Here is a 23389-nt window from a genome sequence, read left to right as displayed (position 1 = left end):
GCGTCATATGGTTATATATATTGTCACTACCTTCTATATGTTGTCTTTACTCTATGTATTCAAGACTACGCTAAAAAATTTCTGCAAACCTTAAACTAAATCAATAAATGCCAAAAAAAGTTGAAAAAATTTGAGTGACAGGGGTTGCCACCCAAACTTTTTTTTAATCCTAATACTACTTTTGTGTAGTAAAGGAGATTATAGCCAAGCTTTTAGACCATATTGGCTTTCTAGCATACCAACTGCAAGCATTGCTACTAGACAGATAACTAAAACGCCAACTGGGATAACAATCTTGTCTACAAATGACAGACGCTTCGCACGCTCTTTATCACCAATTAGGCCGTTGTTATCAAGAAGCATAGTCAGTGCCCATGCTAATACTGGGTTAACAACCGCAGAACCGAAGATACAGATACCAGCCGCTTGAGAATCTTTTGAATCCTTAACCATCTGCATACCCGCCTCAAGTAGAGGCAGAGACACACCTACAAGTAGCGCAACACGCATCACTGGTGGCCATACTGCAACGTCCATTGGGAAACCAAGAATCGCAACAATAATACATAGAGAACCAAGCAAGATTGCGCCGCCCGGAATTGGACGTTTCGCGATTGCTGCTGGGATCATGTAAGTACCCCAAGATGAAGTGATGTTACCACCACCCACTGCTGTACCTACCATTTGACGAACTGAACACATAGTCATTGTGTCATCTACGTCCATCAGTACTTTTTCAGACTTTTTAGGGTAGTTCAGTTCTTGGAAGATACGGTGACCTAGGAAGTCAGGCGACCACATTGCTACTGCAAGAATTGCGAATGGTAGAGATGCGATGAAGTGTTCAACGTTTGGCAAGCCAAGCATCCAACCTTCAGAAGTAGAACCCCACCAGTAAACTGGGTTTAGGTTTGGAATGCCCATTTCAGTTTCGAATACAATATCGAAACCAGCCCCTAGTGCTAAAGCAATAGCAAGGCCTGTGAATGCACAAACTGGGATAGCTAACCAACGCTTGTTCACTTTTGCTAGGAAAGCGTAGATAGCTATAGTAATAGCAAGAACGATTAAACCAACGTAACCCATGCTGCCCGCTTCAACAGTAGAAGATTGAAGACCAACCGCCCATGTTTGAATTGAGTTGATTTGGCTCATGGTACCCGTTAGGCCTAAGAAGATAAGCAAGCCACCAGCGGTACCTTCCGAAGTCAGGTTAACCAGCTTGGAGCCGCCTTTTAGGAAACTTAGGATTAGACCGAAGACACCGATAAGGATTGCCAATGCAAGAGGGTGAGCACCAGCTAGAGCGATGGTACCAATAAGAGGAATCATTGGGCCGTGGTTACCGGCAAGGTTTGCTTTAGGGTTAAAGAAACCAGAAGCAAGGATACAGAATAGCAGTGCAGGGATAAGCATCTCTACACGAGCGACTTCAATCGCAAACTCTTTACCAAGGTTTACGTGATCCCAAGCTTGAGTTAGGCCATCAGCCCAAGACATCATTACTGCAGAGTACATCGCGATGATACCAATGGTACCAGCAAGTGCAGGAACAAGGTCTTCAAGTTCAAAGCGGAAGTCACGACCTGGAAGGTTTAGACCGAAGCGGCGAGGCTTCATGATTTGAAGCTCGTGATCTAGATAATCTGAGCGGCTCTCAAATTCAGAAGCAGGGCGGTGTAGCTCTTTATAGCTTTTCTCTTCTACTTCAGAGTTCGCATTGTTCACAACGTCTGACATAGATTCCTCATATTTTATGTTAGTAATTCTAAAATTGAATTCTATAAGTTCGCGTAATTGCGTTATTTCTTAGTTATAACTCATTAACATTATGTTGCACGGTTTTGATGTGCTTTATGCAGCTAAGTTAAAAGAAATGTTTGGCATTTTTAATGCCTTATTCTTTGCTGGGGAGTCTAACAAGCTTACCCTTTAGGGTGATTGATCTTGATCACTTTATGAGTGTATGTGAAAGAAAGCTACAAAACGCAGCGATTCATTAACTTCCCATTGATGAATCGTGTAATTAGTTTTCACAAACTGTCGTTTTCTTATCTTCTCCGAGCCTTTACCGCTATGGCATTGGCTGAATGCTTTATGTTTACTGAGTTATCTCACTATTACTCGCTTGTCCCACGCTCTGAGTAAAATACTTACAATGTAATAACCTTAAAATAATTGTGCCTTATGGTGAGGTTGGTGTGCTGAATGCGTGCGCTATATTTTGTCGACAGTAATGTTTATAAGTTCACAAAACGTGTTTTTCTTGTGAGACATCCAGCTACGAGAATCTCATTTTGATTAACTTTATTTAAACAATGTAAGGGGTGTAATTACAGCTTATTGATAGAACCCATTCATTAAATTGAGGCGAAAACGCTACCTTTTGCATAATAAGTCAGAGTGAATCGCTATTTATTCCAAATTATTAGGTTAATAATTTGTTGCATGTTATTCCGTGTGGTGCTAGTTTGTATCGCATGAAAAGGTCGGAGTACCTTGCATTTTCACAAACTTGGGAGAGAAAGCGCATGAAAGATGTACCAGCGCTGGACATAAAGGATCTACACAAAACGTTTGGTCAAAATGAAGTTTTAAAGGGAATTTCACTTTCTGCGCATAAAGGCGATGTAGTATCGATTATCGGATCTTCAGGGTCGGGTAAAAGTACTTTCCTTAGATGTATCAACCTTTTAGAGACACCTACCGCAGGCGAGATTTGGGTTAATGGCGAATTAATTCAAATGAAAAACAACCGCCAAGGTGTTTCTGTTCCTGCCAATGAAAAACAAGTACAGCGAATCCGTTCTCGTCTGGCGATGGTTTTTCAGGGTTTCAATCTGTGGTCTCACCTGACCGTTCTCGAAAATGTTATCGAAGCGCCTGTTCACGTCTTAGGCGTACCTAAAGCACAAGCGATTGAAAATGCAGAGTTACTACTGAAGAAAGTAGGGCTGTATGAACGTAAAGATTACTACCCGGGTCATTTGTCTGGCGGCCAACAACAGCGTGCTGCTATTGCGCGAGCGCTAGCGGTTGATCCTGAAGTGATGCTGTTTGATGAACCTACATCGGCATTAGACCCTGAGTTAGTAGGCGAAGTGCTTGGTGTAATGCGCGATCTAGCAGAAGAGGGAAGAACCATGCTTGTGGTAACGCACGAAATGGCTTTTGCTCGTGACGTATCTAACCATGTGATGTTCTTGCATCAAGGTCTAGTGGAAGAACAGGGCGATCCAGCTAAACTGTTTACGGAACCTGAATCTGAGCGTTTACAACAATTTATCTCATCGATTTACTAATCAGAATTGAAATGCCGTTGCCAAGGTACACTGCGACGGTGTGAACAATAAAACACAACAAGTAAGTTAATAAGTAACAACAAACACAATATTAAAACTAGCAAAACATAAAAACCTAAATCACAGGAGTAGGGATATGAAAAAGTGGTTATTAGTCGCGGCACTTGCTGCAACTGCTGCAACGGGCGTAGCTCAAGCAAAAGAATGGAAAACAGTACGTTTCGGTATTGAAGGTGCTTACCCTCCATTTAGCTGGACAGAAGCTGACGGTTCACTGAAAGGCTTCGATGTCGATATGGCTAACGCGCTTTGTACTGAAATGCAGGTGCAGTGTAAGATCGTTGCACAAGATTGGGATGGTATTATTCCTTCTCTACTTGCTCGTAAATATGATGCGATCATCGCGGCAATGTCTATCACGGAAGAGCGTAAGAAAAAGATCGACTTCACTGGTAAATACGCACTTATCCCAAACAATTTCATCGCTAAGAAAGGTGCCGACCTTAACTTTGATGATCTAAGTGGTAAAAAGATCGCCGTTCAACGTGCAACAACGCACGATAAGTACCTAACAGACAACTACGGCGACACTGTAGAAATCGTTCGTTACGGTTCATTCGATGAAGCTTACCTTGATCTAGCTAACGGTCGTGTTGCTGCTGTACTGGGTGATGCATCTGCTCTAGAAGAAGGTGTCCTAAACAAAGCTGGTGGTGAAGACTACGAATTTGTTGGTCCATCACTAACAGATCCTAAGTGGTTCGGTGAAGGTTTTGGTATTGCTCTACGTAAGCAAGACAAAGATCTGACTAAGCAATTAGATGCTGCAATCATTTCACTACGTGAAAAAGGCATCTACCAAGAGATCGCTGCTAAATACTTCAACTACGACGTATACGGTGAGTAATCTCTAGCATCACTTCTTAAGGGAGAGGTTCTCCTCTCCCTGTCTTACCAACTTTTTCGCAGTTCTGTTGGAATGCATTATGTTTGATTTACAAGGATATGAAGCGTCGATCCTGAAAGGGGCGGTGCTCACAATCGAAGTTGCCTTGCTGTCGCTAATTTTAGCTATGGTTCTTGGTATGCTAGGTGCCTTAGCAAAACTAGCGCCTTATCGCTGGGCTCGTGCTATCGCAACCCTCTACACAACCGTTATTCGAGGCATTCCTGATCTCGTCTTGATGATGCTGATTTTCTTTGGTGGACAAATCCTTTTAAACAACAGTTTGTATTCCATCAATGAGTGGCTCAATGAGTGGTTCACATCAAGTGATCCTAACCACGAATGGACCGCTTACTTACCTGATTATATTGATGTCAGTCCATTTGTTGCTGGTGTCTTAACCATTGGCTTCATCTTTGGCGCTTACATGGCTGAAACCTTCCGTGGTGCGATCATGGCGGTTGATAGCGGTGAAATGGAAGCAGCAAAGGCCTATGGCATGGGACCTGTTCTAGCGTTCCGTCGTATTCTATTACCGCAAATGATTCGTCACGCCCTGCCGGGTTTTGGTAACAACTGGTTGGTTTTACTTAAAACTACCGCGTTGGTTTCCATTATTGGCCTAGAAGATATGGTGCGTGTTAGCGCACTGGCGGCAGGCTCAACCAAAATGCCATTTACCTTCTATATGACAGTGGCGATTATCTTCTTATTCTTCACCAGTGTTTCGACGGGCTTACTTAAGCTGGTTGAACGTAAATTCAGTATCCACGCGAGGTAGTTATGGACTTTTCATTGATAATTGAAAGCCTGCCGATTTACCTTGGTGGTTTGTGGACAACGGCTTGGATGGTTTGTGTCGCTTTGATTATTGGCTTATTCGTAGCCATACCATTAGCGATCGCTCGTAATAGCCCCAATATGCTGATTAACGCTCCGGCTTGGTCATTCATCTATTTCTTCCGTGGTACGCCGTTATTGGTGCAGTTGTATCTGATTTACTACGGTATGGACCAGTTCTTCCCAGTAAAAGACACGCTTTGGGAAAACGCTTGGTTCTGTGCTCTAGTAGCATTCATTCTTAACACATCAGCATATACAGCAGAGATCATTCGCGGTGCCATTAACGGCTTACCTAAAGGTGAAGTTGAAGCAGCAAAAGCGTACGGCATGAGTACACCAAAGACTTACCGCCGTATCATCTTACCAAGTGCTCTACGTCGCGCATTACCGGCTTACAGTAACGAAGTTATCTTCATGCTTCACGGTTCTGCGGTAGCTGGTATCGTAACCATTATGGATCTAACCGGTGCTGCTCGTTTGGTTAACTCACGTTACTACGCTCCATTCGAGTCTTTCTTAACGGCAGGTCTGTTCTACATGGCACTAACGTTCATCATTATCGCGATTTTCAAATTCGCAGAGAAACGTTTCCTTGCTTACCTAAGACCCCTTAGCTAATCGCACGGTATCCATACAGTTAACAAAACGGCGCTCATTGAGCGCCGTTTTTTATATCGTGAGAAAACTCAATGATAGCTTTGTAGAGGTTCATCTAGAAGAACTGTAGATTTTTCAAAACAGTTAACTTGCTTCAAATTGCATTAATATATTCATTAGAATAATTGCTTTGCTCTTAACGATAGATAGACTCGGCGAAATTTTGTTGTTGTATGGAATAATGATGAAAAAGAGTAGCTTACTGTCGAACTTGGTTGTTTGTGTTATCGCGTTATCACTTTTAGGATGTGGAGGTGGTAGTGGTGGTGAAAGTGCCCAAACTGGTTCTGGAGGTTCTGGAGGTTCTGGAGGTTCTGGAGGTTCTGGAGGTTCTGGAGGTTCTGGAGGTTCTGGAGGTTCTGGAGGGGAAGGTAATGAAGGCGGTGGAAGTGGGGATCCTGGTATCACTCCGGTTCCACAAACTGCTGTTCAAAAGGCGTTGTCCACAGGTGACGCTTCTTATGTAGCAGACTCCAATGAATTCATTGATGCAAGCCAAGCGTTAGTTACTGAATACAACTCGAACTACAACCACATTAAGCAAGCTCTATCACAAAACTCTGATGGTGAGCCTTTACGCAATCTTCATTGGGATCCAACACACGATACGGCAATTATCTTACCAACTTATGGTTTTAACGATGTCATCTTGCAAACCAATAAAGCGATGCAAGATGGGTATTCCGACCAAGAGCTTGTTATTGGTATCGCGGGTTATACGTCAGATAACAGTCGCTATGCAGCATTGGCAAGTAACCCGTTTCGAACTAAGCAACGCTTTCCAGATTCTGTCAACGAAGAGATGGATATTTGGCTAGAAAACTTGGTTAAGTGGGCTGCTGATAATGATTCACCACAAAATGTCGTATTAGCTCAGCTCGATCAATCTCATTATTTTCCTGACGACCAAGCTACGCGCAACTGGTTGACTAGCAATATCAATCCTTCAATGGTTATTAATGCCGACAATACTTGTGATGGCGGTAAGTTGAGTCAATGCATTGAAAACAATAACCCTGATTTACTGGTTTTGTCTCAAAAGCTGAATGATGGTGATGACATTGAAGATGTGATTACGGGTTTACGCTTGGCGTTCAATAAAAATATACCAGTGTTATATCTACACCTTGATGGCGGCATGACGGACTTAGGTAACGCGCTATTTTCAGAAATGCACATGACTTACGTTGGCGACAACTATTGGCGTAAGCTCGGTTTATCGAACTGGGATTCTACACAGCTGATAGATCGAATGCCGGATAATATTGTTCAACAACAAGCTCTTTTTCAGCGACTGAAAGACAACAGTTTTACCGTCGATCTGAATTCGTGTGAGGATAAATCTTGTCCTGACGATTCCAACATGAATGAAGAGTTCTATGCCGCTGCGAACAGTATTCGTTCACACCTAACGACTCTTGATAGCAAAAAAATTGATCTGTTTGCAACCGATGATTATGAATATGAAAAGCTGTTGCTGCTACTTGCTGATCATTATCGTCAAGACGTTCAGTACCCAATGGGTAAGGGCGTGACAGAGAGAATTGATTTTCTTCGTTCTTATTACAGTGATTACGCGACCTACAACAGTCGCGTGTATAACGCGGCGCAACCAAGTCTAGGTAACTTTAGTACCAAGAGTTTTGAAAACGTACCGCTCGTCACCAAAACAATTGCCTTTGAGTCCAAGAGACACTTTCGATCAGCTGGAGTGTACGCATTGCCAGGTGAGACGATTAAGGTGACTCGTTTGGACAGTAATGAGGTGGCGACATCGATAGCATTTAATACCCTACGTAGTGGCGCGACTCACGAATTTTCGGGCGATGATGGCTATGCTAGGCCGAAGTTTTTGACCTCAGTAACCTATCCAGTGAAAACAGGAGAGACGATTTATCTGACTTCTGCCTATGGCGGAACATTACAGGTTCATTTTGATACCAATGATATTGATGTTGAACTGCGTTTTGAGAATGTTGCTCAACACCCTGTTTGGCGAAGTGAAGCCGACAACGACAGTTTTGTCGCCCAGCTTGAAGAAGGAAAGTTTGATTGGGCCGAGTTGGTTACACCTGGGTTCGAAGTCCATTCTAAACTAGACAAGATGAAAGAGTCTATCAATGCCTCAGATTGGGCGCAGCCGCATGATATGGCTCTTGTCACAGAGCGTTATGTACATAACTTTCCTCATGCGCTTGCAGGTTTTAGAGGTCCTGGGATTGATGAAATTACTGAAGTACATCAATACGGTGAGGCAAAGGGCTGGGAAATTGCGACCATTGATATCGTGAAGCACATGAATGCCGATCAAGCGAACTGTGGTTACGGCTGTTCAGGAAATCCTTACGATGCTTACTGGTCTTTTCACCCATTAGGGCATGGTGATCTTCACGAGTTAGGGCATGGCTTAGAGCGTGGTCGATTTAGGTTTAGCGGTTGGGATGGGCACTCTACAACGAACTACTATTCGTATTTTAGTAAATCAAAATATTATAAAGACACAGGAAAAGTATCGTCTTGCCAAGGCTTAGATTTTAAAGGGCAGTATGAAGTTTTGCAGCAGAGCCGATCTCAACCTGACCCAAATGCTTTTATGGCAGCTCAGAATCAAACGGGTTGGAGTTGGGGAGCACGCATCTACATTCAAATGATGATGTTAGCTCAAGAGCAAGGCGTATTAGATTATGGCTGGCATATGTTAGGACGATTACACTTGATTGAACGTGAGTTTAATCGTTTGAAGTCGAGTGATGACTTGTGGGCCGCACATAGGCAAACCATTGGCTTTGACAGCTATACAAGAGATGATGCAAATCAGATCACGAACGACGATTGGCTGTTGGTTGCGCTGAGTTATGTCAACGAGCGCGATATGCGGAATTATCTAGATATGTGGGGCTTTAGTTTTACGGACAAAGCCAAACAACAAGTCGTGACACTGAATTTGCCACCAATGCCACTAACGTACTTCGCGAGCTCAAACCAAGGTTATTGTGTCGATGAGTTTGCCACAGCACCTATTAGTGTTGACGGGACAACCCCTTGGCCAATCAACTAATCTAAAAATAAATAGGGAGCATGAGCTCCCTGTTTTCTATTTAAACGTCGACCAAATTGGCGCGTGATCTGATGGTTTTTCTATACCGCGCAGTTCGTAGTCGATGCCTGCTTCCGTACACTTATCAGCAAGTTTCTGAGTTGCTAGTACAACGTCAATACGCAGGCCGCGGTTATCCACGAAACCTTTTGAGCGGTAATCAAACCACGAGTATTGATCATTCACTTCAGGGTGCAGCAAGCGGAAGCTGTCTACAAAGCCCCAGTCCATCAATGTTTTCAACCATTCGCGCTCTTCTGGTTGGAAAGAACACTTACCTGTTTTTAACCAACGTTTCGCATTAGGTTCACCAATGCCGATGTCTGCGTCGATAGGGCTGATATTAATGTCGCCCATTACGATCACTTGCTCATCTTTGTTGTGATAGTCGTTTAGGTAAGTCATTAAGTCTTTGTAGAATTGGCGTTTGTACGGGTATTTTGTTTCGTGCTTGATGTTATCCCCTTGAGGGAAGTAGCCATTTAGCACGGTAACCTTTTCACCATTTTCATCTTCAAACGTCGCCATGATCATGCGCTTTTGATGATCTTCATTATCTGTTGGGAAACCCTTCTGCACAGAGATAGGCTCTTGCTTACACAACATTGCCACACCGTAGTGGGCTTTTTGACCGTGGAAGTAAACCTTGTAGCCCATTGCTTCAACATCAGCAATTGGGAAGGCTTCATCGTGTACTTTTATCTCTTGCAGACCAATCACGTCGGGTTGGTGTTTGTCGATAATAGCTTGCAGTTGGTGAAGGCGGGCTCTAAGGCCGTTGATGTTGAAGCTAATTACTTTCATTTGTTTTTATACCTCTCGTAAACCTTTGTCACTGCTTGTCTTTAAAGGCTTTTGATTTGGTGAATTTCATGGTTCATCGTATTTAACCATGCTTGATAATTTCTGTCGCCACTTTGTGGAGACAAAATGGCGACATTAAATGATGTGAATACTTACAGTTACGTAGAATCTATTGAGTCTTTAGTAAATCCAAAAAGAACGCGTATTCAAGTGCGTCTTCTTTTAGTCGTTTAAATCGACCAGAAGCGCCACCGTGACCGGCTTCCATATCGGTTTTGAACAGCAACACATTGTTGTCTGTTTTCATTTCACGCAGCTTCGCCACCCATTTCATTGGCTCAAAGTATTGCACCTGTGAGTCATGCAGGCCTGTCGTTACCAACATGTTCGGGTAGTTTTGTACCTTAATGTTGTCGTACGGTGAGTACCCCAGCATGTAATCGTAGTAGGCTTTATCGTTCGGGTTACCCCATTCGTCATACTCGTTGGTGGTTAGAGGAATCGATTCATCAAGCATGGTTGTCACAATGTCTACAAACGGAACATGTGCACCAATACCACGGTACAGTTCTGGTGCTTGGTTGATGATTGCTCCCATCAATAGACCGCCAGCAGAGCCACCAACGGCGAACACTTTATCTTTTGCGCCATAGCCTTCTTCAACAAGCTCTTTGGTTACATCAATAAAGTCGTTGAACGTGTTTTGTTTGGTCAGTTTCTTGCCATCTTCATACCAAGGGCGACCAAGCATTTCTGAACCGCGGACATGTGCGATGGCATAAACAAAACCTCTATCCAGTAGGCTTAGGCGAGTTGAGCTGAAGGTAGGTTCAATCGTAGAGCCGTAAGAACCGTAGCCGTATTGGTAGATTGGATTAGTGCCGTCTTTCTTAAATAAGTCTTTACGATAAACCAAAGACACAGGAACTTGCTTACCATCGCGGGCCGTAACCATGATTCGCTCTGATTGGTAGTTATCCGCTTCGAAATCACCTAATACGGGTGTTTGCTTCATGAGCTCGGATTCACCTGTACTTAGGTCGAAATCATAATAAGTACCTGGCGTGGTTAAGCTGCTGTAATAGATACGAACTTTTGAGTTATCTAATTCATAGTTACTCGTTAGGTAAGCGGCAAATGCGGTGTCGTTAAATTCAAGTGGGAACTCGTGGCCTGTTGAGAGTTGGCGAACTTTCACTGTAGACAAGCCATCCGCGCGTTGCTCGTAAACAAGATGGTCATCAAACAACTCGAAATCAACAAGCTGAGTATTATCGTCCGCTGGGATGACATCGACCCATTTTGAGCGGTCATGCATCTCTTCGGCGGTGACTTTCATTAAACGGAAGTTGACCGCTTGGTAGTTGGTGTAGATGTAATACCAATCACCTAGCTTAGCGATGCTGTACTCTATGCCTGTCTCTTTTGGGTAGAAAGCCTCAGCTGTAGCCTTTGGGTTGTTGGCATCGATGACTGAAACACCGCTGGTTTCTGTGCTCGAGTGCCAAATGTAGACCTGTTCACCATCTTTGCTTTTACTCAAAGAGGTGTAGTAAGCGCTATCGGTTTCTTCGTAGATTAACTCATCGCTTGCCTGAGCGGTGCCTAACACGTGGCGGTAAACTTGATAACCCAGCAATGTTTGTGGATCTTTTTTGATGTAGTAGAAGGCTTGGTTGTCGTTTTGCCATGCGATAGCACTTGAAGCACCTTCAATTTCATCTTTTAGGTATTCACCTGTTGTGAGGTCTTTGATCTTGATGGTGTAAATTCGGCGGCTCAGCGTATCTTCGCCATAGGCCAACAAATTTTCGTCTGGGCTGATCGTTAAGCCACCAATACTGAAAAAATCATGTTCTTTTGCTAGCTCGTTAACATCTAAGATGACTTGCTTGTCTGTGCCTAAAAAGTTTTTTTCACGCAGGTGAACTGGGTATTCGTTGTCGCCTGTGACTTTATTCGAGTAGTAGTAACTGCCTTTGCGAACCGGTACCGAATTGTCGTCTTTGGCGATTCGGCCTTTGATCTCTTCAAATAATTGTTTTTGTGCTGCTTCTGTATGTTTCAGCACTGTATCTGCGTACTGATTCTCTTGTTCAAGTTGTTGCAAGACCTCTGGATCTTGGCGTGCATCATCGCGCATCCAGTAGTAATCATCGATTCGGCTGTCACCATGAATCGTCATTGCGTGAGGGACTTTCTTAGCAACGGGTGCTTGGGTTTGCTGAGCGACGAGTTGTGATTGAGAGTAGTGGTTCATGGTTGAGATTCCTTGATTGCTGCATCCGGCGACAAGCGCTATTGATACGACTAATGTGGTTAAAGCGATACGCATCTATATATCCTTAGTGTGCACCTTACTCTTTTTGATGCCAGCATCCTTTGTTGGTTGGGTATCTTCCAGTGATATTATTTGTAATTGGATTCAGGATATGCACCTTTATCGTAAGTGTCAGTTATTGTTTTCAAAAAATCAAAGCAATGTTAAATGAAATTACTGATACGTGAGAGTGGAAGGAATAAGGTGCAACAAAAAAGGGACACACTTTTCAGTATGTCCCTTTCTTTTGTTTGGCCGGATTTGAGCTTTACGTTAAATAGCCAATGGCATTTCGTTTGAGTGGTCAGGTTTACGATTAACCCAACGTAAACCAAGCATAGCGATGAATGACATTGCAATCATCAAGCAACCGAGTGGCAATTGGTCTTGAGCTGGGAAGAACGATGCCAATAGTGTCGCGATGCCAGCCCCTAGGTTTTGCATGCCACCTAAAATCGCACCTCCGGTACCAGCGTGGTACGGGAATGGCGAAAGTGCCCCTGTTGTCGCTGCTGGGAATAATATGCCAGCGCCCAAGAAGTAAATGGTTGCACCGCCAATTAAGGTTAATGCTGTTGTATGACCAAACAGACCCGGTATCAATACCACTGTTGAGCCTACCAAGATAGCTATTAGACCAACATTCAGTGCGCGGCGCTCAGAGCGACGTTGTGCGATGTAACTAGATAAGCCAGCACCGACTAAGTAACCCGGAATAGGCAAGACAAACAACAAGCTTACTGTCGTTGCCGGTAAGCCAAGCACGCCACCAAGCAACACACCTGCCGCTGCTTCAAATACGGCTACGCCAGCAAATGTTGCGACCAATACCAATAAGAAACCTTGGAAACGTTTATCAGACAGAACGAACTTGTAGCTGTTGGCAACCGATTCATGCTTGCGTCGTTCTTTCGGCAGTGTTTCCATCATGCTCGTCATCATAGTGATCACAACAGCAATACCAAACAGCGCAAGGAATAAGTAGCTAGAACGCCAACCGAAAACTTCGGTTAGGTAACCACCCAGTACAGGAGCTATCAATGGTGAGAAAATCACACACATGCTAATCAAGCTGTTTGCACGGTGCAGTTCTGCGCCTTCAAAACAGTCGCGAGTCAATGTACGAGACATCGCACCACCACAACCGATGCCCAAACCTTGGATAAAGCTGCCCGCTAAGAACCATTCATATTCGTGAGCGAACAATGCTACCAAAGTACCGATGATGTAGATGATCAAACCAATCACGATGATCGGTTTACGACCTAGGCGATCAGAAAGTGGGCCGTAGACAAATTGCGACAGACCATAAGGGATCAAGTAACACGCCATCACCGCTTGCAGTGAAGATGCCGAAACTAAGAACTCACCTGCCATATGACCGATAGAAGGCACGTACATCGTTTGAGTCATTTGACCTACGGCAGTCAGAATAGCGATTAAAAAGGTAAGTTTCGCTAATGGAAACGAGGCGGACATTTGCGTATCTCTCCAAAAATTAAGACGTAAAAAGCCTTAGCGCTCCATTAAAGGAGAGCCAAATGAATAAAGTGATCAGGGAATCTAGGCGCGAGATATTAGAGCTTGATTGCGGGCTTAGCAATCAAAAAGTGTGAAGTTGAGCAAGATAAAAATCTATAACTTAGATTATAAAAACTAATCCGAAATCGCTGTATTTTAAAGAGAGAGAGGGTGGAGTGGGCTTCCTTTAAATATCGATGTTTTGGCTATATCCACAGCGCTAAAACCTAAGCAACATAGCCAATGATTATATGAGTACATCATTTGAAATCACAGAAAAAAGGAAGAAAACACGCTCTATTAACATTTGTGTAAACTTTCGTTTTATATGTAAGCAATTTGTGCTGTAATTATCCGCTAAGCTATTCGTCTAACTCATTTACATTGTGTACAGCAATTCGTTGTCGATGTGATAGTTATGGTTATGGAAGTCTTTTGGCTTAAATAAGGATATTAAATGCGCTCTCTATCGGTACAGTGGAAAATAACCCTCTTAGCAGGTTGTTGTTTAATCATTACGTCACTGTCTCTTATTGGTTTCTCGATCTACAACGCAACGAGCAATCAACAAGTCATCAAATCTCAAAGTTCAGAATCAGTTATCAATAAAACTCAGCAGTTGTTGGCGTCTGTTTCTCAGCTTAATGCTCAAGAAACTCAACGTTATGTAGACGAAGCTATTTACCGCGCAGAGATGCTTGCGGCCAGTGCTCAGTTTCTAAAGAACAATGCAGACGAAAACTTTACGCCAAGTGAAGAGCTTCGTACCGCCTTGGATGAAATGGTTCGTCGCTCGGTTTTAAACTTCGACTCTATTCAAGGAGCGTATCTAGTTTTCAAGCCTGACTTGCTCGATAGTGAAGATGCGAATTATGTCGATGCTGATTATGTTGGTTCCAACGAAAAAGGTCGTTTTGCTCCTTACTGGAAGGTGGCAGATAACGGTGAAAATGTTCTAGCGAACGTTCTTTCAGAATCTATCTTGAATGATGACAGCAATAGCGAACGTTTTTACTGTCCTTTGTCTACAGGGCAAACGTGTATTAGTACGCCGAGAGTTGTGAACAGCGGTGGTGTAGCACTACTTACGTCCTCTATTTCGGTACCCATCTTAGTCGACGATGTCGCGATTGGTTTTCTTGGTATAGATTTAAGACTCGATGGTTTAACCAGTGTGATTACTCAATCTGACCAGAGCTTGTTTAACGGTGCGGGCAAAGCTTACGTGGTTAGTCTAGATGGTTCAGTCATCGCTTCTGATGATTCAAGCATTGCAGTCGGTTCAACCTTCCAAAGTGACAATACAAACAGTGATTTAATGACCGACTTTATCTTTGGTGGTGAAGTGACAACGCAATGGAGCGAGAACGGTGAGTGGTTACTTGCCTTTGCACCTGTTGTTGCGGCTAACCAAACTTGGGGTGTGTTGTTTGAGATCCCAAGAGAGAGCGTCGTCGCTGATGCCAACAAATTGGATTCCATCATTAGTACCAAGTTAAGTGAAGGCATTAAGACGGAAGTGATTGCCGGTACTGTGTTCATTTTGTTCGGTTTAGCCATTATCGCATTTGCTTCACTTTCAATTGTTAAACCTATTCGACAAGTGGTCGAGCGACTTAACGATATTGCTTCTGGTGAAGGGGATTTGACGCAGCGTTTAGAGGTTAAGTCTCAAGACGAAATTGGTCAGCTATCTAAAGGGTTCAACTTATTCTTAGACAAGCTACAACACACGATCAAAGAAGTTATTCACACCACAGAGCAAGTGGCGAGCACGACAAGCCAGGCTAAAGCATCGGCATCAAGCACTCGAGAAAGCAGCGAATCTCAATTTAAAGAAGTCGATCTTGTGGCGACAGCAGCTGAAGAGATGACTCAAACAGCGGGCTTAGTGGTACAAAATGCAGAAGTGGCCGTTGATGCCGCTTGCGAAGCGAATCGTTCTGCTCAACAAGGGCAGCAAGTTATCGAGCTTTCTGCTGGTGAAATGAGAAAGCTGGTGGAGCGTATGTCGAGTGCTGTTCCTATTGTTGAAGAGTTGGCAAAAAATAACGGTAACATCACCGAGATCTTAAGTGTTATTGAGGGGATTTCTGAGCAAACTAACTTACTGGCATTGAATGCGGCGATTGAAGCAGCTCGTGCTGGCGAACAAGGCCGTGGCTTTGCTGTTGTTGCGGATGAGGTAAGAAACCTCGCAAGTCGCACACAATCATCGGTTGGTGAGATCAGAGCGGTGATCGACAAGGTTCATGCTGGAACTCAAGATGTCGTTGAAGCGATACAAGAAGGCAATATACTTGCAAACGACACAGCACTACACGTTCAGAAAGCAGTTGAAGATCTGGGGTCGATCTTTACTTCTATTGAGGCGATCAGTGATATGAACAGTCAGATCGTTCGAGCAGCTGAAGAGCAACAATCGGTTTCCGGTGAAGTAAATCAAAGCGTGGTTAATATTCGCGATTTGAGTGCGAAGATCTTGGAGCAAGCCGCGGCTTCTGAGCAAGTGGGTAATGAAATTGACCAGCTGTCTCAACAACAACAGAAATTGGTCAATCAGTTCAAGGTATAGTTGTTCAAGGTATAAGTATTAATCCTTAACCAATTCTTGAATAGAAAAAGGGACAAATGAAGATTTCATTTGTCCCTTTTTTAATTGTTTCTCTAGAAGCTGGTCAATAACCAGCGGTTGACGCTGCTTACTCTTCAATAAACCAGTAGCCTTTGTTGACCAATTCAGTCACGACAGTTATGCCCGAAGGAGATAGGGCAGTAGCCGAGGTAATCATGGTCTCATCGCAAAGTATGTTGAGTAACGAAGAATCCGCTTCATCAACCTTAACCACCTCACCATTAATGTAAGCCGTGTTGCTTTCATTTTCGTGGTAGAGCGCTTTTAAGCCTGATACTCGGTGAATCTCACCTTCAGACTCTAAGTGTTGAGCGATCTCTTCTTGAGTCCATAGTGGCTCAGGAGCAACGATATCAAGTTGGTGGCGTGATTGGCTTAGCAGACAGCCCATGAATTCACTGATGGTTTCAGGTTGCTCTAGTGCAGATTTCAACATGTCTGTGAGATTGCTTAAATCCGATGAACGAATTTTTCCGTAGCCTTCTTGCGTTTTGAATTCTGGATCGTGCAGGTGTACGTCACCCATATCATGAGCAAGCACAAAATCGGCAAAGTTGCTGATCAGCTCTTGTTCTTTAGGGGAGCGGTAGCCAATAGAGTAGCTCATTGACGGCTCTAACGTGTTCCCTTCATGTGGGAAACCCGGTGGGATATAAAGGATATCGCCCGGCTCTAAAGTTTCATCAATGATCGGGTCAAAACCTTCAATTTGACGAAGTGCAGACGCTTGAACAGTCTCTTTGTATTGGCCAACATCTTTAGCGCCAACCTTCCATTGACGTTTACCTTGACCTTGAATGATGAAGACATCGTATTGATCAATATGTGGGCCTACGCCGCCTTCAGGTGCTGAGTAACAGATCATGAGATCGTCGAATAACCAGTTTGGTAACGCTTGGAATGCCTCAGTCAGCTGATTTGCGCCTTGGTGCCAGTGGTTCGCAGCTTGAACGATCAGTTGCCAATGGCTTTCGGTTAATTCGCCAAATTTTTCTTCAGAGAATGGGCCGTGTTCTGCAGTCCACTGATTGTCGAGGTTAGAGACAAAGCGAGAATCCACTTCTTCTTCCATCGATAAACCAGCAAGTTCTTCCGGCGAAATTGGGTCGACGAAGTTTTGGAAGCCACCCTTTAAGATGGTTGGTTTTTTATGCCAGTAGTTTTCAAGAAACTCGGGCATAGAAAAGCTGAGTTGGTACATGTGAATCCTGTATATTTTTATGCTAGATGCTAGATGCTAGATGCTAGATGCTAGATGCTAGATGCTAGATGCTAGACGCTAGTTTGGCTTGTAAATCTTGCTGGACAATTTTGATTGCTTCTAACGCGACTTTTGGATCGATTTCGTTGCTTTCGAGCAGATAGATCAGGTCGACAGCTAACTTAACTTCTTCTGGTGCGTTATCCAGTGGTGATGGTGTGTTATCAGTGTTCATTTCGCTTAGGGTTCTCTAAGTTAATCAGTCTCTCAATATTTTTCATTGAGTCTTCACAGCGTTCTAATCGCTCTTTGGCTAACTGCCAAGCCTCTTCCGCTTTTTTCTTACCGTGGCGAGGCGCAGAATCAAAAGCTAATTTCCGTACTCGCACTAAATCGACCAATCGCTTTTGCCAGTCTTGGTGCTGAGCGAGTTCGTTGTATAGATCGTTAAGGGTTTTCCCTGACTTACTTTTTCGGTCCAAGCGTAAATCGTGGTTGGCTAACTCTCTTTGGATTGCTGCAATCTGATTGGTCAGTTTTTCTGTCAGGTAGTTGGCTCTGGACGCGGTCAGTTGATTTGAGGTTTGTTCACGTACAATGGTGCGGTACGTTGCCTGAGTTTCAAGTGCATAGGGAAGCAAAACAGAGGCGCCACATTTAAATAAGGCTCGGTCAAATAAGGCTTGATGATAAGCCCCTCGAGATTTATCAACCTGCGAGCAATGGCCAATCAAGGTATCAATGACACTTTTTAGCTTTGAAAATTGATTCATTTCACTTCCCGTTGGCTACTGCCTATAAGTTCACAAACCAAGCTTCGTATGCCAGTTTAATTGCAAGTACGCTTACTACGGTAACAAACACAGGTCGTATAAATGTAGCACCGAAACGAATAGCAGAGTGAGCGCCAACGAATGCTCCAGCCATCAAACAAAGACCCATGGTTAAACCTAGAACCCAATCAATATGACCAAGAATCGCGAAGGTCATCAAAGAGGTAAAGTTACTGGTAAAGTTCATGGCTTTGGATAGACCAGAGGCAAGTAAGATGTTTAAGCGGTAAAGCGCCATAGAGCTTACCGTCCAAAACGCGCCAGTTCCTGGGCCTGCAACCCCATCATAAAAACCAAGAATGAATCCTTGGTACTTTTGTTTTCTCTTAAGCACAGGGCAAGGGTTAGGAGACACATTATGGCTCACATCTGGAGTCTTATGAAAAATGGTATAGACAGCAGCGGCAAGAATGACTAACGGCAATACCTTCTCTAACCACTCAGTGCTAATGGCATCAACAGTGAGCGTGCCGATTGTCGCACCTATTAAAGTAGATATGAATGCATTGACCCAACACTCAGGCTTGAACAGCTTTTTACGGTAGTAAGTGAATGCAGCTGTAGATGAAGCAAACGTTGCGGCCAGCTTATTAGTTCCGAGTGCAATGTGTGGCGGTAAACCAAGCGATAGCAAAGCTGGAACGGTTAACATCCCTCCGCCACCTGCGACAGCATCAATAAAGCCCGCTGCAAATGCAACCAGAGCAAGTATGACCAACATGGTTGGCTCAATCATTTCCATAAATAGCTAGTGTTCTCGTTATCGGCTGATAGGGCAGCCACATGAAAAATCTACGGATTAGTCATGTTGGGTTGTGAATGCAAGGGCCTAGCGATGAAGGCCCATAACTACCTCGAGGGCAGGGGATATTAGTATTTTATTGTTCTTTTAAAAGGCGGTAGTGAATCGAGTAGGGACTTTCCGTATCGCTTCGTTACTATGCGTCTATCAAGGATCGTGACTTTACCAGAATCTCTTTCCTTACGCAGTAGTCTACCCACAGATTGAATAAGCTTTTTACTCGCATCTGGAACAGTAATCTGCATAAAAGGGTTGCCACCGCGTGATTCAATATATTCTGAATGTGCTTGCTCTACAGGAGAGGTAGGAACACCAAAAGGAATCTTGGTAATCACCAGGTTTTCAAGAAGCTCACCCGGTAGATCAAGACCTTCAGAAAAGCTGCCAGTTCCAAAAAGAACGCTGGTTTTACCTTGGTCTATTAGCTTTTTATGTTTTTTTAGGATTTCAGTTCGTGAAGTATCACCTTGAACCTGCAATGCCCACGACTTTTTAACGAAATCTGTTGCTAACGCCTCTGCAACTTTGTTCATTTGCCAGTAAGAAGAGAATAGAACGAGATTGGCTTTTTTGTCTTCTATTACCTTAGGCAAAATTTCAATAAGATATTCAGTAAACTGAGGTGCTTGTGGTTCGTACTTCATTGCCGGCACGATCAACTCAGCTTGATTCTGGTAATCAAACGGTGATGCCAAAGCCAAAAATTGTACGCCATCTTCTGCTTTTTGGCTGATACCTGCTTGATGACAGAAAAAGCTGAAAGAGTTGAGCGCCCTCATGGTCGCAGATACTAATACGGCACCAACACAGCGGCTCCAGATTTGCTGATCCAGTTGCCACCCCACCTCTAGTGGTGAAACATTCACAACGAAATCGCCTTCGCTTTCTTTGTTCAGTTCGAGCCAACGAGCCAAAGGAGCGCCTTTTTCTCTCTTCGGTTCTGCCATTAAGCGCCAAACTTGGGCAAGGTTCTCTGTTCTTTGTATATAGAAGCCAATTTCTGCCAGTGCGGGCTCTGCAAGTTTTGCTGAAAGCTCGCCGTCTTTAACTCGTTCTGCAATTAGGTCTGCAATCTTCGCAACGGCTTGGCTCGCCTTTTGTGTGAGTTGCTTGAGATCTTTAGATTCATTCTCTAGCCACTCAGGTAAGTCGCCATGTTCGAAGCGATACAAGCCGTCTTCAAAGTGGTTAGCGTCAAACTGTTTGCTCATTTGAGTCAGTGTCGGGATTAGCTGTTGCACTGAGTCTTGCAGCTCATTTCTAAATCGGTGGACACGTTTCTCGTCTGCAAGACCTGAAAGCTTAGTGATTGATTGATTCAAACGCTCCAACCATGACGCCGCGCCTTTTAAGCTCGCAGCCGCAGAAGAGTGATCTCTGGCTACATGCGGTAAATGGTGAGCTTCATCGAATATATAGATGCTATTTTCTGGTTCAGGAAGTATCACGCCGCCGCCTAAGTCTGCATCAGCCATCACTAAACTGTGATTGGCGATAATCACGTCTGCTTTATCTAACTCTGAGCGAGCTTTCTGGAAAGGGCAGTCTCTATGCGTAGGCATACTGTTGTTACAGCTATGCTTATCACTGACAATCATCTGCCAAATCATATTGTCGATGGGTTTTGGCCACGAATCACGGTCACCATCCCATTTACCTTGGGTTAGGCTGCGGTACATGGTTTGAAGTTGGTCGATATCCTTCTTCTTCGGCTTAGATTCGAACATTGCCATTTGTCCGCCATCAACCCCGCAGGCAGCGGCTAGCTTTTCGGAACAACAATAACGCTGTCTACCCTTCGCTAATATGAAAGAAAACTCTCGATCAGTCAGTCTTCTATATAGAGGGAGATCCTTATTGACGAGCTGTTCTTGTAGCGCAACCGTCGCTGTCGATATGACTATTTTTCGATTATTGAGCACAGCGACAGGAATAGTAGCCATTAAATAAGCCAGTGATTTCCCGATCCCCGTTCCTGCTTCTGCAACAATCATGCGATTACTTTTGTGGTATTGACCACAAAGTGTCTTCGCTATTTCTGCAACAAGGTAATTTTGAGCACGACGAGGTACAAAGTTGTCCAACTGATCTTGGAGGTTTTGATAACTGGTGCGAATAGATTTTTGAATTTTAGTAGTTAGCATACTGTGACCTACGTAACGGAGCGAGGATAGTAGCACATATCACTAGTCGGTACATTTACGGTGAAATAGCTTGCTTTTGAATCAAAGGTAGATCTTGTTCACAAAAAAAAACTGAACCATCAGGAACTTAACTATTTTATTTATGTTGTGAAATATAAATATTAAAAAAGACCGGCTTGTAGGTGTTAAATCCTGAAGTGTGGCGTTGTTGCGAGTTGTTTGCGGTGTTAAATGCTGTTTTGTTCTTTTTTTGGATTATTATATTTCCTGATAAAACTAAGGATAAGCTGCTCGTAAAACAATGAAAAAAAATGTAAGTGGTTGATTTTGATTGCTTTGTGTTTTTTTTAGGTTTGTTTTTAGTTTATTTGACACGCAGGATAATCTTTTGCAATCTAGACCTCGAAATTTAGTGACGGTGATTAACCAACAAAGAGTGGTAATGACCAGTCATAAAAATAAAAGGGAACCGGGCAAGGATCTCCCATTCTTAGAAAAGGCAGTGGATTTATTATGAAAAAGACTCTATTAGCGCTAGCTATCGCAGCTACAGCAACTTCTGTTAACGCAGCAGAAATTTACTCTAACGACGATACTAAAGTTGGCCTAAAAGGTGAGGTAGATATCTACCTAACTCAATCTGAAGTTGACGATGTTTCTGGCGTAGGTTCTGAGAAGAAAGACGCAGACGTATCTACTTGGGCAAAAATCCAACTAGACGCTGAACAGAAGCTAAACGACCAGTTCACAGCATTCGCATCTTTCGAAATCGAATCTGACGGCAGCAACGCTAAGTTTGATGATGTTCTAGCTGGTTTCAAAACTGACACTTGGGGTATGGCTTTCGGTGAAACTGGTGACCTAGCAGAATCTGCAGACGCTATCCAGAAAGACGATATCACAAACGAAGGTAACTACATGGGTTCTACCGGTGGTCACCACCGCGAGTCTGCTGGCCACGGCGCTGTATTCAAAGGTCAATTCGTTGAAGGTTTCACTATCGTAGCTGATGTTAATACTAACTCTGATGACGACGTTGATAACACATACGGTATCTCTGCAGACTACGCATTCAGCAACTTCTCTATCGGTGCTTCTTACATCACTGGTGAAGCTGCTAAAGACGTAGATTACTCTCTTGCTGGTGTTTCTGCTTCTGCTGAGTTTGGTGGCCTATACCTAGCTGCAACTTACGCACAGTACGAAGGTAACCAAGGTTACGGTTACTGGGACCTAACTTCTAATTACGGTAACGGTGATACTATGGGTATCGCAGCTGCTTACCAAATCGACGCTGTTCGTCTATACACGACTTACGCAGTAGCAACGACTGATGAGCGTGTAAGCAGCACTGGTGTTGTATCTAAAATCTCTGATGTTGATTCATCTAACCTAGTAGTTGGTGTTGACTACGCATTCCGTGACAACATCCTATTCCTAGCTGAATACCAAACTGCTGACTTCGAGACAGATACAAAAACTCTTGATGCTGACGGCGTAACTGCTGGTGTTTACTACACATTCTAATCTGTAGTTAATTATGCTATACAAAAGCCAGCTATTAGCTGGCTTTTTTACATTTATTGATTAAGGAATCGTACATGAACAAGTGGTATTTGAGTTTTGTCTGCCTATTCTCTGCACCATATGCAACGGCTGCTCTTGATTTAGCTTCTGGTATTTCACTAAATACTTTGAACGGCGAGGTTGTTGAAAGTGCAGAAGATGCTGTATTTGCCCCAGGTGAAAACCAACTCGTTTTAGATTACACAGGGTATTTGAGTGATAAAGGTAAGCGCGAATTTATCAGTACAGTTCCTTACATTATGGTTGTAGATGTTCCTGAAAATGCGGATGTTGACGTTGATCTTGTAAGCCGAAAGTATGAGAAAATCGAAAAAAATGTAGACAGAGAGCTTTCTATATTCAGTATCTCCGTAAACGGTGATGATGCAGAAGTCGTGCAAGAAGTCTTGCCTCCAGCTAAAGGCGCACTGCCTTATAGCGATATTCCTCAGTTGGTTAAAGATTACAACCAAGAGAGAGGCTTAGTTTTTGATTCAGGGAAGATTCGTTCGTTGAAAGAAGAACTAGCGGCGGTACAAACTGGTGCAGTAGTTGGAGCGACGGTCGCTGCCGACAGTACTGTGCAAGAGTCTGAAAATACGCTTCAACTTAAGCTATGGTATTCAAGAGCAAACGAAGAAGAGCGCAAAGCATTCCAAAAATGGTTAATTGACCAGAAGTAAGACCTAAAATTTTTTAAAGCGAGGTGTTCTTGTCT

The 23389-nt window shown here is 43.6% G+C and carries 17 protein-coding genes; 8 read left to right on the top strand and 9 right to left on the bottom strand.

Features of this window, described 5'->3' with window-relative positions:
* Positions 1 to 198: 198 nt before the first annotated feature.
* Positions 199 to 1740, bottom strand: a complete 1542-nt coding sequence (locus MSG36_RS17505; protein WP_048664665.1) for a DUF3360 family protein — start codon at positions 1738 to 1740, stop codon at positions 199 to 201.
* Between the two features lie 791 nt (positions 1741 to 2531).
* Here MSG36_RS17505 and MSG36_RS17500 point away from each other — a divergent pair.
* From MSG36_RS17500 to MSG36_RS17480, 5 genes are all read left to right on the top strand, one after another.
* Positions 2532 to 3302 (top strand): ABC transporter ATP-binding protein, encoded by a 771-nt coding sequence (locus tag MSG36_RS17500; RefSeq protein ID WP_004736532.1) that lies wholly within the window; start codon positions 2532 to 2534, stop codon positions 3300 to 3302.
* 136 nt (positions 3303 to 3438) lie between these two features.
* On the top strand, positions 3439 to 4209 hold the full coding sequence (locus tag MSG36_RS17495) for an ABC transporter substrate-binding protein (RefSeq protein ID WP_050621843.1): 771 nt from the start codon (positions 3439 to 3441) through the stop codon (positions 4207 to 4209).
* Between the two features lie 79 nt (positions 4210 to 4288).
* Positions 4289 to 5029, top strand: a complete 741-nt coding sequence (locus MSG36_RS17490; RefSeq protein ID WP_017066929.1) for an ABC transporter permease — start codon at positions 4289 to 4291, stop codon at positions 5027 to 5029.
* Between the two features lie 2 nt (positions 5030 to 5031).
* A complete protein-coding gene (locus MSG36_RS17485; RefSeq protein WP_017062123.1) occupies positions 5032 to 5709 on the top strand; it encodes an ABC transporter permease in 678 nt (225 codons plus the stop codon).
* 223 nt (positions 5710 to 5932) lie between these two features.
* A complete protein-coding gene (locus MSG36_RS17480; protein WP_248369038.1) occupies positions 5933 to 8806 on the top strand; it encodes an ImpA family metalloprotease in 2874 nt (957 codons plus the stop codon).
* Between the two features lie 36 nt (positions 8807 to 8842).
* Here MSG36_RS17480 and xthA read toward each other — a convergent pair whose 3' ends face one another.
* From xthA to emrD, 3 genes are all read right to left on the bottom strand, one after another.
* On the bottom strand, positions 8843 to 9649 hold the full coding sequence (xthA, locus tag MSG36_RS17475; protein WP_010437369.1) for an exodeoxyribonuclease III: 807 nt from the start codon (positions 9647 to 9649) through the stop codon (positions 8843 to 8845).
* Between the two features lie 169 nt (positions 9650 to 9818).
* Positions 9819 to 11909, bottom strand: coding sequence for a S9 family peptidase (locus MSG36_RS17470; RefSeq protein ID WP_248369043.1), 2091 nt, complete (start codon positions 11907 to 11909; stop codon positions 9819 to 9821).
* A 333-nt stretch (positions 11910 to 12242) separates the two neighbouring features.
* The gene (gene emrD / locus MSG36_RS17465; protein WP_086971794.1) at positions 12243 to 13448 is read right to left on the bottom strand and encodes a multidrug efflux MFS transporter EmrD; all 1206 of its coding nucleotides are present in this window, start codon (positions 13446 to 13448) and stop codon (positions 12243 to 12245) included.
* A 499-nt stretch (positions 13449 to 13947) separates the two neighbouring features.
* Here emrD and MSG36_RS17460 point away from each other — a divergent pair, with 499 nt between their 5' ends.
* Positions 13948 to 16065, top strand: coding sequence for a methyl-accepting chemotaxis protein (locus MSG36_RS17460; RefSeq protein ID WP_248369035.1), 2118 nt, complete (start codon positions 13948 to 13950; stop codon positions 16063 to 16065).
* A 127-nt stretch (positions 16066 to 16192) separates the two neighbouring features.
* On the opposite strand, the gene MSG36_RS17455 is transcribed toward MSG36_RS17460, so the two are convergent.
* The 5 genes from MSG36_RS17455 to dinG all read right to left on the bottom strand — a co-directional run bounded on the left by MSG36_RS17455 (position 16193) and on the right by dinG (position 21105).
* Positions 16193 to 17326 carry a cupin domain-containing protein gene (locus tag MSG36_RS17455; RefSeq protein ID WP_086971790.1) on the bottom strand — a complete coding sequence of 378 codons (1134 nt, stop codon included), beginning with the start codon at positions 17324 to 17326 and terminating at the stop codon, positions 16193 to 16195.
* Positions 17327 to 17390: 64 nt separating this feature from the next.
* Positions 17391 to 17561, bottom strand: a complete 171-nt coding sequence (gene rsmS / locus MSG36_RS17450; RefSeq protein ID WP_017055021.1) for a pleiotropic regulatory protein RsmS — start codon at positions 17559 to 17561, stop codon at positions 17391 to 17393.
* A complete protein-coding gene (locus tag MSG36_RS17445; RefSeq protein WP_248369032.1) occupies positions 17551 to 18099 on the bottom strand; it encodes a primosomal replication protein in 549 nt (182 codons plus the stop codon). The genes rsmS and MSG36_RS17445 overlap by 11 nt, the downstream gene beginning before the upstream one ends.
* A gap of 22 nt (positions 18100 to 18121) precedes the next feature.
* Complete coding sequence (locus tag MSG36_RS17440; protein ID WP_248369030.1) at positions 18122 to 18901, bottom strand: TSUP family transporter; 780 nt, start codon at positions 18899 to 18901, stop codon at positions 18122 to 18124.
* 128 nt (positions 18902 to 19029) lie between these two features.
* Positions 19030 to 21105, bottom strand: coding sequence for an ATP-dependent DNA helicase DinG (gene dinG, locus MSG36_RS17435; protein ID WP_017066711.1), 2076 nt, complete (start codon positions 21103 to 21105; stop codon positions 19030 to 19032).
* Positions 21106 to 21618: 513 nt separating this feature from the next.
* Between dinG and MSG36_RS17430 the strand changes: the two genes are divergently transcribed.
* Together MSG36_RS17430 and MSG36_RS17425 are read left to right on the top strand one after the other, a co-directional pair.
* Positions 21619 to 22632, top strand: a complete 1014-nt coding sequence (locus MSG36_RS17430) for a porin (RefSeq protein WP_116871836.1) — start codon at positions 21619 to 21621, stop codon at positions 22630 to 22632.
* A 74-nt stretch (positions 22633 to 22706) separates the two neighbouring features.
* Positions 22707 to 23354 (top strand): DUF2057 family protein, encoded by a 648-nt coding sequence (locus MSG36_RS17425; protein WP_248369027.1) that lies wholly within the window; start codon positions 22707 to 22709, stop codon positions 23352 to 23354.
* Positions 23355 to 23389: the final 35 nt, after the last annotated feature.

Origin of the sequence: Vibrio sp. 1CM8B (assembly GCF_023161685.1) — a bacterium.
Taxonomy (GTDB): Bacteria; Pseudomonadota; Gammaproteobacteria; order Enterobacterales; family Vibrionaceae; genus Vibrio; species Vibrio coralliirubri.
This window is presented reverse-complemented; position numbering and strand designations above follow the sequence as displayed.

What these genes read in the sequence shown, in the direction of transcription:
- MSG36_RS17505 (WP_048664665.1), bottom strand. Translation starts at nt 1,740, where the DNA reads ATGTCAGACGTTGTGAACAATGCGAACTCTGAAGTAGAAGAGAAAAGC.
- MSG36_RS17500 (WP_004736532.1), top strand. Translation starts at nt 2,532, where the DNA reads ATGAAAGATGTACCAGCGCTGGACATAAAGGATCTACACAAAACGTTT.
- MSG36_RS17495 (WP_050621843.1), top strand. Translation starts at nt 3,439, where the DNA reads ATGAAAAAGTGGTTATTAGTCGCGGCACTTGCTGCAACTGCTGCAACG.
- MSG36_RS17490 (WP_017066929.1), top strand. Translation starts at nt 4,289, where the DNA reads ATGTTTGATTTACAAGGATATGAAGCGTCGATCCTGAAAGGGGCGGTG.
- MSG36_RS17485 (WP_017062123.1), top strand. Translation starts at nt 5,032, where the DNA reads ATGGACTTTTCATTGATAATTGAAAGCCTGCCGATTTACCTTGGTGGT.
- MSG36_RS17480 (WP_248369038.1), top strand. Translation starts at nt 5,933, where the DNA reads ATGAAAAAGAGTAGCTTACTGTCGAACTTGGTTGTTTGTGTTATCGCG.
- xthA (WP_010437369.1), bottom strand. Translation starts at nt 9,649, where the DNA reads ATGAAAGTAATTAGCTTCAACATCAACGGCCTTAGAGCCCGCCTTCAC.
- MSG36_RS17470 (WP_248369043.1), bottom strand. Translation starts at nt 11,909, where the DNA reads ATGAACCACTACTCTCAATCACAACTCGTCGCTCAGCAAACCCAAGCA.
- emrD (WP_086971794.1), bottom strand. Translation starts at nt 13,448, where the DNA reads ATGTCCGCCTCGTTTCCATTAGCGAAACTTACCTTTTTAATCGCTATT.
- MSG36_RS17460 (WP_248369035.1), top strand. Translation starts at nt 13,948, where the DNA reads ATGCGCTCTCTATCGGTACAGTGGAAAATAACCCTCTTAGCAGGTTGT.
- MSG36_RS17455 (WP_086971790.1), bottom strand. Translation starts at nt 17,326, where the DNA reads ATGTACCAACTCAGCTTTTCTATGCCCGAGTTTCTTGAAAACTACTGG.
- rsmS (WP_017055021.1), bottom strand. Translation starts at nt 17,561, where the DNA reads ATGAACACTGATAACACACCATCACCACTGGATAACGCACCAGAAGAA.
- MSG36_RS17445 (WP_248369032.1), bottom strand. Translation starts at nt 18,099, where the DNA reads ATGAATCAATTTTCAAAGCTAAAAAGTGTCATTGATACCTTGATTGGC.
- MSG36_RS17440 (WP_248369030.1), bottom strand. Translation starts at nt 18,901, where the DNA reads ATGGAAATGATTGAGCCAACCATGTTGGTCATACTTGCTCTGGTTGCA.
- dinG (WP_017066711.1), bottom strand. Translation starts at nt 21,105, where the DNA reads ATGCTAACTACTAAAATTCAAAAATCTATTCGCACCAGTTATCAAAAC.
- MSG36_RS17430 (WP_116871836.1), top strand. Translation starts at nt 21,619, where the DNA reads ATGAAAAAGACTCTATTAGCGCTAGCTATCGCAGCTACAGCAACTTCT.
- MSG36_RS17425 (WP_248369027.1), top strand. Translation starts at nt 22,707, where the DNA reads ATGAACAAGTGGTATTTGAGTTTTGTCTGCCTATTCTCTGCACCATAT.